The sequence below is a fragment of the Thalassotalea sp. ND16A genome (assembly GCF_000764205.1).
Taxonomy (GTDB): Bacteria; Pseudomonadota; Gammaproteobacteria; order Enterobacterales; family Alteromonadaceae; genus Thalassotalea_A.
In genome coordinates, this window is record NZ_JQDZ01000071.1 from 1 (window position 1) to 10,969 (window position 10,969).

A 10,969-nucleotide genomic window follows, 5' to 3' on the forward strand; every position below is an offset into this window, starting at 1 on the left:
TATTTAGCCTTGAGATTATTGCAGCACCAAGGAAGGCAATATCGACTAACTAAGAGCGAGCTTAGGCTCGCTCTGATTGAATTAGTGAATGAAACATGAGATTAAAGTTGTGGGGATCCTTCCGGTTGAAACCCCGCCAACCATGAGTTTTCCGGTTGGCGGGACTTTAGTCTCGCGAAAAAAATGGCCGCTTGCGCGGCCATTTCATGATTTATTGCTTAACGCAACCTGTTTGCATTAATTACGCATATACAGGAAAACGAGAACAAAGCTCTTTAACGTTTTCACGGACGGTTGCAATCGTCTCTTCATTTGCTAAGTCATCAAGGATGTCACAAATCCAACCGGTTAATGCAGTAGTTTCTTCAGTGCCAAAACCACGACGAGAAATCGCCGGCGTACCTAAACGTAGACCAGAGGTAACAAACGGAGAACGCGGGTCGTTTGGAACCGAGTTTTTGTTTACTGTGATATACGCTTTACCAAGCGCAGCATCTGCGTCTTTACCGGTGATGTCTTTGTCGATCAGATCAAGCAGTAATAAATGGTTTTCAGTACCGTTAGATACCACTTTGTAACCACGACTTTGTAATACCGACACCATAGTTTTGGCATTATCCAATACTTTTTGTTGGTACTCTTTAAACTCTGGTTGTAACGCTTCTTTAAATGCTACCGCTTTCGCGGCGATGATGTGCATCAACGGACCACCTTGACCACCAGGGAAAACCGCCGAGTTTAATTTTTTCTCGATAGTTTCGTCATTACAACCCGAAATAATTAAACCACCACGAGGGCCCGCTAAGGTTTTATGCGTTGTGGTAGTCACTACGTGAGCATGTGGTACTGGGTTAGGATATAAGCCTGCTGCAATAAGACCGGCAACATGAGCCATATCAACCATAAAGTAGGCGTCTACTTTGTCAGCGATTTCACGCATTCTTGCCCAATCAACAATACCAGAGAATGCAGAAAAACCACCGATGATCATTTCAGGTTTGTGTTCAAACGCTAAACGCTCAAGTTCTTCATAGTCTATATCACCAGTTTCTGGGTTAAGACCATATTGAAATGCTTCGTAAGATTTACCCGAAAAATTTACGTGTGAGCCATGAGTTAAATGACCACCATGAGCCAAGCTCATACCCAATACTTTTCCACCTGGAGTAACTAGTGCCTGGAATACAGCAGCATTTGCTTGCGAACCCGCATGTGGTTGTACGTTAGCGTATGTTGCACCAAATAATTCTTTAGCACGGTCTATTGCTAATTGCTCAGCAATATCAACGTATTCACAACCACCGTAGTAACGCTTACCGGGGTAACCTTCAGCATATTTATTGGTCAATTGAGAACCTTGGGCTTCAAGAACGCGAGGGCTACAATAGTTTTCAGATGCAATTAATTCAATGTGGTGTTCTTGGCGTTCAACTTCATTCGTCATTGCTTGATAAAGTTCAGCATCAAAATCAGCAATATTCATATCACGTTTAAGCATTGGTTTTCCTCACTCACTGCGTTTTCAGGGCGTTGGGCACTGCGGTGCATTTAAATTATAGGCGGCTATTTTGCCTTAAGAACTACGGCTTGTATATGACTATTTTTGAACTCAGATAACTATTTTATATAACTTATTGCTCACTCACCGGTAACTACTGCTAACTGAATTCAGAAAATCGGCCATAATGGTATCTGTAGATCACAATTTTGGCTCAGGGATAGATTAATTACCACTTTTTAACGGCGTTAGTTGCCAGTTTAAGGTCGTAAATGGTTTAGTTAGACCTATAACTAAAATTTTACACTTAGGTGGTTGAAAATTGTTCGAAACAGAACAACAACATGAAACTAACATAAAAAAGAAACGGCGAATAACCCACTGGAGAATAACGAATGAAAGTATCCACCCCATTACTAGGTTTATTATTAGCGAGCTCGACCACGGCCTTGGCGGCCCAAGCAGATGATAAAACACAGCGATTGGAACAACTTGAGCAACAAATTGCCGAGTTGAAAAAGGAAGTTAATGCCAATACCAAAAGCAGCGCAGATTTAACCCCAAAAATTAAGATTGGCGGCGCAGTGCGTTTTCAATATAGCTATGAAGATTATGATGATGACAATACCGATCGCGGCGGTGACTTTGATTTTGATACCTTCCGTCTCGACGTGAATGGCAGTATCGGTGATGTCAGAGTTTCGGCACAATATCGCTGGTATCAGTATATGGATGTTGTCCATCATGCCTATGCCGCCTATGACTTTAATGAGAACTGGGAAGGCCAGGTAGGTATCACCCAAGTGCCTTTTGGTAATTTAAATTATAACTCTAACAGTTTTTTCTTTAGCTCGGCTTATTACGCTGGACTCGAGGATGATTATGATACTGGCTTATCATTTATCGGTAAGTATGATAATCATGACATTCGCATCGCCTATTTCGTCAATGATGAACTCGGCGGTCTCGATGGTTATGTCGATAATAGAACCGATCGTTATTCTTACGATGTGATTGGTGTTCGTGGTGAAGACGAAGGCATTTTTGATGCTGTAGCAGATGGCATGGGGATTGCTGAAAGCAATACCATTAATTTACGTTACGCTTATAAATTCGACAATACCGAAGTTGGCGCATCACTACTCACTGGTGATTTAGAGGGTTCTGGCGGTTCCGTTGGTGATCACAATGCCTATGCGGTACACCTTAAAAGTAATATCGGCAAATTTGGCGTGATGTTTGAATACACCAGTTACGAATATGACTTAGACGAGCACAGTGATTCGGTTGTTGTTGGTGCTTATAGCTTCCACGATACTATTCCTGCAGAAGCAACGTTATATAATCTTAACTTGTCGTATTCAAAAGACGTAACATTTGGCCCAATTACCAATCTTACTTTTTATAACGACTACAACTTGATGACTGACAAGTCAGGTTCTTATGAAGAAGATACGATGATGAACGTTACCGGTGTGGCCATTAGTGCCGGCGGAATTTACGCCTACGTTGATTACATCATGGCGAAAAACCAACCATTCATCGGTGGCACTATGGCCGGCGATTCAGACGAAACCAACAATCGCTTGAACATCAATATTGGTTATTACTTCTAAATAACCCGAGTTCAAGTAAAATAGTTCCCAACCTATGCCGTATTTTAGTGCCAACCTGCTTTAATACGGCATTTTTACACACTATTCCCACTCCTAATCCCTTCTTTTAGCTGCTGGCTGCGAGCCACGAGCAGATCGCATTTGCTATTGAAGTAGGGCTTGTCTTTATCGACGGTAAGTCTGGGAAGATGGCAATCACATGACATAAAATTTCCTGCCCGTTGCCCGTAGCACATTCAAGAAACATTACCCGAACCCTAACGTTCACTCAAACTGCTTGTACCTTGTACCTTGTACCTTGTACCTAATTCTATTTGGCTCAAATTCAATCATTAACATACTGTACCACCAATATCATCAGACTCTGACTCCATCATCGCGACAATCCGTTGTACCGAACAGAGTAATTGATTTTGTTCCCAAGACTCCAGCCCTTGATATTGGCTAATGAAAGAAGTCGGCAATGATTGTGGCGCTTGTTGCAACAAGGTTGCTCCTTTGTCGGTCACAAAAAGTTCTACCCTGCGTTTATCATAGTCACTCCGCTTGCGTTGCACTAATTGGTTTACTTCTAAACGATCAATAATGGTGGTGACCGTGGCAGGGCTAAGATTAACGGCTTGCGCCACCTTTTTTGCCATAGCTCCATTTAACTCGACAATTTTTTTCATCACCAATAACTGCGGTCCAGTTAAGCCAAACTGTTTGCTTAATTGTTTCGAGTGCAGGTCAATCGCACGATTAACTTGCCGTAAAGACAATATCAGCTGCTCGTATCTTTCCACTGTATCCATCCCAATATTTGCTTAGCAGTACAAAATAAATGAAAACCCTCGCCCAAACCGAGGGTTTTCACTTAGATTAATACCAGTCCGACAATTTATGCACTAAGGCATTTACAAACTGAAAGTTTTTGACACCGACAATACAACCCGGCTGTCTGCCGTATCCCAGTCCATGCTCGTGTCTTCTGCCGCTAAGTTAAAGTCAAAGCCACTGAAGCTGGTCATGTATTCGATACGGTAATGGTTATATGATTCATCATCAAAATTATTCCCCCAACCCCACTTATTCACATCGTCTGACGTTGAGCGATCAACACTTACACGAATATCATGACCTTCGCTGATTGCGAACGTGTGCGCGGCCATCATAATATAATGGCCAGCATCGGTACCAAAGTAATCCCATGCATACCAAAAGTTTAACTCGGTATCACCTATCGATGAGTTGTAGCCAAACTTGGCATATGCTTCACCGTACGCATAATCACTTGACGCATCATCACCATGGTAGGTGTAATAGGCAACGCCGGCGTCTAAGCCGACTTTTTCGTTAAGCTGCCAGTAATTGCCAACATAAAAGTCCCATTCGATGTTGGTATCTTCAGCCGGACCAAAGTCAACATTACTGGCCCAAGTCCCCAGATAAATGCCACTATCGCCCGCATAGTCTAAACTTGCTTGTAACGCCGGATCATTGTTAGTTTGACTGACCCCGTTAAAGGTGTAATCAGAAGTTAGGTTAACCGTTGAAGAAACATCCGCATTGGCACTACCGACAACCAATAAACAGCTCGTAGCTAATGCGATTAATGCTTTATTCATTTTATATTCCTCTTAATATTATATTATTTTATTTAGTAAATTAATTTACTAAATCAATCTTATGAAAGTCAGCTACATTAGCTGAAGGCGAACAATCTATTGCTTTTACCACTTTGTATTTCTTCAGCAAGATGTAGCCCAGGCAGGTAAAAAATAGTCCAATAACTACAGCTCCAACCCATTGTATTTGTAAGAAATCCAGTTTAAATAACAGGGTTAATAAACTCAGTGCAACGATATTGCCGACAAGATATTTTGCCGTACCGAGTTTAGCCGCACTCATCCCAAGGTTGTCGGTATATAATCGAACCAGTGAATCAAGTGAGTTAATCACAAAGGTGATGCCGACGATAGCCATGGCTAAGTTATAAAATCCGCTGGTGTCAAGACTGTTGACACTGTAGTAATACAGCACGGAAAACCAAGCTGCTATCGGTAGTGACGGAATAACTAACATCGCTGCCAACACTTGGTAGGTACGCAAACCGCCGACAAAACGTGAGGTAAACTGGCCAATCATTATGCTCCAGGCAAACCACCAGTAAAGGTAGAATTCATGGTAATCATTGAGCGGTAAAACAAATTTATCCAGGTTCCCGAAATAACCGCCAAGTAAGCCTATGGTCGAAACAAATTCACCGACACTTGAGTCTTCGCCCAAGAATGCACCAGCCCACATCACCACAATTAAGCCAATAAATGCCCAGGTAGTTGCCAGACTTAAGATACGCACGTAGCGAATGTGAGTGCTTGAATAAACCGAGGCACAGATCACGGCAAATACAATTAAATAGAAACTACTGACCAGGGTTTCGCCATCGCCCAGTTCCGGCATATACCAAGGTAAATTGGTTAACAGCAAGTAGGCGGTGAAGGCACAGGTACCAATAATCACGAAGTTATTGATAAACTTAATCAATGGTATCTCAAAAAACTTTACTCGTGGCTCTATCACACAAAAGTAGAAGCAAGTGAGGAAGTAAAAACCCCAGATGAGAAAGGCCCAGAAACCAAACTCGATGGCCAGTGGATTGGTAAAGCCATACTCCGGACTGGCCGCTAAATCGGCATAGCCGGCGAACTCGGTCAGTGGAAACATAATCAGTCCCACATCAAGCCCTGAGGTGAAAAGAATGGCGATAAAAGTAAAGGTGTGAACCGGGGTCACGCCAATGCATTTTACGTTGCCCCAGCGTATTAAAATAAATACGATGGCAACAAAGGTAAATATCAATCCTGCGGTAAGCCAGGCTGTCATAATAATTGCTCCCTACTGAGTTGCTGATTTAAATAATTCATACTTGTCTCCTTAACTAATGCTTAGTTTTAGTTTTAATTGATGTTAAAGTTTTTTAATATGCTGCAAATGGTTTTGTTATGTGATCTTTCGTTTCGCCTCCTTAGGACGTTGCTGCTCTTGCCAGTTTTCTGCAATGTCTACCGCTGCATTCGACGGGGCGAGCGTCTCTATGCCGCGAATGAGATCGGCGGCGCGCTCGGCTACCATGATAGTCGGGGCATTTAAATTGCCATTTGGAATTGTTGGAAAAATTGAGGAGTCCACGACCCGTAAGCCTTTGATACCCCGGACTCGGGTTTGCGAGTCGACCACTGCCAAATCATCATTGCCCATTTTGCATGTACATGATGGATGATAGGCGCTTTCCACGGTAGAACGGACAAAGGCATCAATCTCTTCATCGGTCTGTATATGAGCTCCGGGTTGAATTTCTTCACCACGGTACTGATCAAGCGCAGGTTGATGAATTATCTCTCGCGTTAATCGCACACAGGCTCTAAATCCAGCGCGGTCCTCTTCATGCTCAAGGTAATTAAAGCTGATCTTAGGGTGCGCCTTAGGATCGTTAGAGACAACGTTGACGCTGCCTCGACTCTTAGGCTTGTTATGGCCGATATGGACTTGAAAACCATGTCCGGCGAACGCTTCTTTGCCGTCATAACGCATTGCCGCAGGCAAGAAATGATATTGTAGATCAGGCCATTCAACACTGTCTTTAGAGCGAATGAATCCACAAGATTCGAAATGGTTGGTTGCGCCTAAACCGTCTTTGAATAAGAGCCAGCGGGTGCCGATCAAAAACTTGTCCCACAAGCCTAACTTGCCATTCAGAGAAATTGGCTGCTTGCATTTAAATTGAAAATAAAATTCCAGATGATCCTGCAAGTTCTGACCGACACCGGGTAAATCATGCAAGGTTTCGATGCCAGCAGTGGTTAACACCTTCTTTGCACCTATGCCTGAGAGCTGCAATAAATGCGGTGAGCCAATAGAACCCGCAGATAAAATAACTTCTTTGTTCACATTAACATCAACAATCTTGCCTTTGCGTTCATAACGAATACCAACCGCAGTTTTATTTTCCAGCAACACCTTATGCACCAGGGCATGCGTGATCACGGTTAAATTTTTACGGTTCATTGCTGGCCGTAAATAGGCGTTGGAGGTCGAACAGCGCACGCCGTTTTTAACCGTCATGTGCATGGCACCAAATCCTTCCTGTTGACGACCGTTATAGTCGTCGGTAGGGAAATAACCGGCATCAACTCCCGCATTGACAAAGGCTTTATAAAGCGGATTAGCCATCTCATTACCGTTATTAACGCCTAATGGTCCTTTGTCGCCACGATATTCATCGGCGCCGTAGGCCCAGGTTTCGGCCTTTTTAAAGTACGGTAAGCAATGGGCATAATCCCAATTATCCGCGCCATGCTGCTGCCATTCATCGAAATCGCGGGCATGACCACGCACATAAACCATGCCATTAATCGACGACGAACCACCCAAAACCTTGCCTCTGGGGCAGTGCATGCGTCGATTATCAATGAAAGGCTCCGGCTCTGTTTCAAATTGCCAATTATATTTACTGGTATTCATCGGAATGGATAAGGCGGTGGGCATCTGGATAAAAATACTTTTATCACTGCCGCCAGTCTCTAACAACAGCACATTTGAGTTGCCGTCTTCAGACAAGCGATTGGCCAATACACAGCCCGCAGAGCCAGCACCAACAATAATGTAATCATATAGATGTGTTTTCATAATTTTATCACCAAGTAATATTAAAATGGACTTTCAAGTGGTTGCAAGCCCACATATACCGCTTTAATTTGGGTATAATGGTTTAATGTCGCCAGGCCATTTTCTCGGCCAATGCCCGATTGTTTATAGCCACCAACGGGCATTTCGACCGGTGAAAGGCCGTAGCTATTAATCCAGCAAATACCCGCCTGCATTTGATGAATAACCCGATGCGCGCGACTGATGTCTTGGGTAAACACTCCAGCTGCTAAGCCAAATTCCGTCGCATTAGCGCGCTTGATCACTTCCTCTTCATCATCAAAGGTCAACACCGACATTACCGGACCAAAAATCTCTTCGCGGCAAATCCTCATTTCATCATGACAATCGGTGAATATGGTGGGCTCGACAAAATAGCCGGAGGCGCAATCTTCTGGGGTTAGCGCGGCGCCACCATGTAACAAGGTCGCGCCTTCTTTTACGCCGATGTCGATATAATCGAGCACTAAGCGCTGATGCTTAGCTGAAATCAATGCACCAAAGTTAGTCTTTGGATCCATTGGATCGCCAACGACAATGTTGTTTTTGGTACGTTCGACTAATTTCTTAATAAAGGCTGGATAAATCTCTTTTTGCACAAAAACACGCGTGCCATTGGTGCAAATTTCGCCTTGGGTATAAAAGTTACCTAACATCGCCGCCGATACCGCGTTATCAACATCCGCGTCATCAAAGATGATAAGCGGTGACTTGCCACCAAGTTCCATGGTGACATCTTTTAAGGTGGTCGCGGCGCCCGCCATGACCTTCTTACCGGTACCAACTTCGCCGGTAAAAGAAACTTTCGCAATATCTGGATGATGGCTTAACCACGAACCGACATCTCCCGCGCCTTGCAACACATTAAAGACGCCATTTGGCAAACCCGCTTCACTAAAAATTTCCGCCAGTTTGAGAGCGCCTAATGGTGTTTCTTCCGACGGCTTAAAGATCATCGCATTACCACAAGCCAGCGCGGGGGCGGCCTTCCAACAAGCAATTTGCAACGGGTAATTCCACGCGCCAATACCGGCACAAATGCCTAACGCTTCGCGGCGAGTGTAGTAAAAATCAGCGCCAACTTGCTGCTGATTGCCTTCGATACCAGGGCAGAGGCCGGCAAAAAATTCAATCGAATCGGCGCCAGACAACACATCAACTACGCTGGCCTCTTGCCAGGGCTTACCCGTATCCAGGACTTCAATTTTTGCCAGTTGATCATTGCGTTCACGCAGCAAGGCCACCGCTTTTAATAATATGCGGCTGCGCTCAGTCGCGCTCATCGAAGACCACACGGCAAATCCTCGCTTAGCGCTATCGATAGCCTTAGCTTTTATCAGTTCATCCGCAATTTCTACCTGATAAATTACCTGGCCCGTTGCCGGGTTAGTAACATCAAAGGTTTCCCCGGTGCTATTGCTGGTATAGGCACCATCGACATAGTTTTTATATTTGATTAGAGGCATTAAATCTCTCCTGTTTAATAACATCGTTAATAAATGTTTTGCATAACAACTCGGCTGCTATAAATTCTTGTTCGGGATTGTCACTCAAAGCACTTCGAAGCCAAAAGCCATCGATCATCGCTGCCGTTTGCTTGGCTGCGTTAGCCGCAGCCTCAGGCTCAAGCAACTCTCTAAAAGAGAAAAGTAAATTGCTATAAAGGCGTTTGCTATTGATCGATTGTAATCGCGCCATTGCCGGGTCATGCATCGCCTTCGCCCAAAAACTTAACCAGGTTTTGGTTGCCAGCACAGAGCGTTGAAATTCGGTAAAATTGGATTCAACAATTAAATGGAGTCTGATCTGTGGCGCGGGGTTTTCTTGGGTAATGCGTTCTAAAAACGATTGCAGCAATTGCTCGAGTAAATAACTGACCGTCGCCTCTATCAACTCTCGTTTGCCCCCAAAATAGTGACTGATAATGCCCGACGACATACCGGCAATTCGGCTGATGGTCACTATGGTAGTGTTTTGTAACCCATGCTCAGAAATAGAGCTTAACGTGGCATCGATAAGCTGTTGCCTGCGTAACGGTTCCATACCTACTTTTGGCATATTTAATCTCTTCCTTTTTTAATTGAACGTTCAATCAATAACAAAGGTAAAGGTTAGAAAACGAACTGTCAAGCATGTTAATGGCATGTAAAAACAGCTAGTTTTACTTATATAGTTTGATTTAAATCAATTTAACCGACTTGAAGCAGACAGAATCGATTAACAATTTAATTCGTACACTAATTAAATATAGTAATAATTCATTCATAATTAAACGAAAACTTAATTGTTTTTTCATTGGATTGTAAAATACGCCGCAATTAACAAACATAATGTCGGCATTAGTTAAGTTATAATTAACTGCTCATCTGTAACTATTTTTGAGTTGAATCGATTTTAAGCGGCATTAGCAGGCACTATTCATTATGCCCTTCATGGTCTGGGACACGATTTTTAAAATAAATTGTATAAATTTAATTTAAAATAATTTATTCATAGGCTCATAGTGAGTGAAAATCATACGAAACCTGGGTTATTTACGCTCAAATGTAGCAAAAAATAATGTCGTTGTTATTTAAAAAAGCAACCCTCAGTTAAGGATTTTGGCAATTGTGATGAAGAAGATGGTGTAGATAATATTAATATTGACAATGCTAAACTCTATACACAATCTGGAGATGTTGCTTGTGCTTATGAAAAATTAATTGAGATTAGCTCAAACTTTATTATTGCGGCTTCTTTTGTCAATATTTACGGAATATATAAATCTGGGCATGTCACTTTAACACCGCTGATTTTAAAAAACTCACAACTATATGTTTCGAATATATTTAATTTACTTCACCATCCATTGAATTTTGTTTTTCATGGTGGCAGATGATCTGATATTGGTGACCTTAAGGAAGCCATTTCATCTGGAGCGGTAAAAATGAATATCGATACCAACACAATGGACTTATTGGCAAGGGTACACCAGCAGTATCAAAAAAAGACAAGATATTTGCAAAATCAATTTAGTGTTCCTAAAGAAGACCACACTATAAGGTGAGCTTACGAGAGCATAGCTCAACTTCTATTTTTCGATCTGATTTAATGACTGCGACTAATTCATCAGGACGCAAACATGTCGAACCAAGATCAACTTATCAACGTTGTTGCTGCATTTGAGCAA

Annotated in this window: 8 protein-coding genes and 1 pseudogene; 2 read left to right on the forward strand and 7 right to left on the reverse strand. The window is 42.8% G+C overall.

The features are described 5' to 3' along the window. Window positions 1–241 precede the first annotated feature (241 nt). Window positions 242–1,498 (reverse strand): serine hydroxymethyltransferase, encoded by a 1,257-nt coding sequence (gene glyA, locus ND16A_RS07525; RefSeq protein WP_033077984.1) that lies wholly within the window; start codon window positions 1,496–1,498, stop codon window positions 242–244. Between the two features lie 395 nt (window positions 1,499–1,893). On the opposite strand from glyA, the gene ND16A_RS07520 reads away from it, so the two are divergent. After that, on the forward strand, window positions 1,894–3,114 hold the full coding sequence (locus ND16A_RS07520; RefSeq protein ID WP_033077985.1) for a porin: 1,221 nt from the start codon (window positions 1,894–1,896) through the stop codon (window positions 3,112–3,114). 332 nt (window positions 3,115–3,446) lie between these two features. On the opposite strand, the gene ND16A_RS07515 is transcribed toward ND16A_RS07520, so the two are convergent. The 6 genes from ND16A_RS07515 to betI form a co-directional block, all read right to left on the reverse strand. Beyond that, window positions 3,447–3,899, reverse strand: a complete 453-nt coding sequence (locus tag ND16A_RS07515) for a MarR family winged helix-turn-helix transcriptional regulator (protein WP_033077991.1) — start codon at window positions 3,897–3,899, stop codon at window positions 3,447–3,449. A 111-nt stretch (window positions 3,900–4,010) separates the two neighbouring features. Continuing rightward, window positions 4,011–4,721 (reverse strand): TorF family putative porin, encoded by a 711-nt coding sequence (locus ND16A_RS07510; protein WP_033077986.1) that lies wholly within the window; start codon window positions 4,719–4,721, stop codon window positions 4,011–4,013. A gap of 40 nt (window positions 4,722–4,761) precedes the next feature. Continuing rightward, window positions 4,762–5,979 carry a choline transporter gene (locus tag ND16A_RS07505; RefSeq protein WP_033077987.1) on the reverse strand — a complete coding sequence of 406 codons (1,218 nt, stop codon included), beginning with the start codon at window positions 5,977–5,979 and terminating at the stop codon, window positions 4,762–4,764. 117 nt (window positions 5,980–6,096) lie between these two features. Then, on the reverse strand, window positions 6,097–7,782 hold the full coding sequence (gene betA / locus ND16A_RS07500; RefSeq protein ID WP_033077988.1) for a choline dehydrogenase: 1,686 nt from the start codon (window positions 7,780–7,782) through the stop codon (window positions 6,097–6,099). Between the two features lie 20 nt (window positions 7,783–7,802). Beyond that, window positions 7,803–9,266, reverse strand: a complete 1,464-nt coding sequence (gene betB / locus ND16A_RS07495) for a betaine-aldehyde dehydrogenase (RefSeq protein WP_033077989.1) — start codon at window positions 9,264–9,266, stop codon at window positions 7,803–7,805. Continuing rightward, entirely contained in the window at window positions 9,247–9,858 is a 612-nt protein-coding gene (betI, locus tag ND16A_RS07490; protein WP_033077990.1) for a transcriptional regulator BetI, read from the reverse strand. The genes betB and betI overlap by 20 nt, the downstream gene beginning before the upstream one ends. A gap of 568 nt (window positions 9,859–10,426) precedes the next feature. Here betI and ND16A_RS21070 point away from each other — a divergent pair. Next, window positions 10,427–10,678: pseudogene (locus ND16A_RS21070) on the forward strand (class II fructose-bisphosphate aldolase); the annotation flags it as partial. Between the last annotated feature and the right edge of the window lie 291 nt (window positions 10,679–10,969).

Bases quoted from the DNA above. Each gene is read 5' to 3' on its own strand.
- glyA (WP_033077984.1), bottom strand. From the start codon at position 1,498: ATGCTTAAACGTGATATGAATATTGCTGATTTTGATGCTGAACTTTAT.
- ND16A_RS07520 (WP_033077985.1), top strand. From the start codon at position 1,894: ATGAAAGTATCCACCCCATTACTAGGTTTATTATTAGCGAGCTCGACC.
- ND16A_RS07510 (WP_033077986.1), bottom strand. From the start codon at position 4,721: ATGAATAAAGCATTAATCGCATTAGCTACGAGCTGTTTATTGGTTGTC.
- ND16A_RS07505 (WP_033077987.1), bottom strand. From the start codon at position 5,979: ATGACAGCCTGGCTTACCGCAGGATTGATATTTACCTTTGTTGCCATC.
- betA (WP_033077988.1), bottom strand. From the start codon at position 7,782: ATGAAAACACATCTATATGATTACATTATTGTTGGTGCTGGCTCTGCG.
- betB (WP_033077989.1), bottom strand. From the start codon at position 9,266: ATGCCTCTAATCAAATATAAAAACTATGTCGATGGTGCCTATACCAGC.
- betI (WP_033077990.1), bottom strand. From the start codon at position 9,858: ATGCCAAAAGTAGGTATGGAACCGTTACGCAGGCAACAGCTTATCGAT.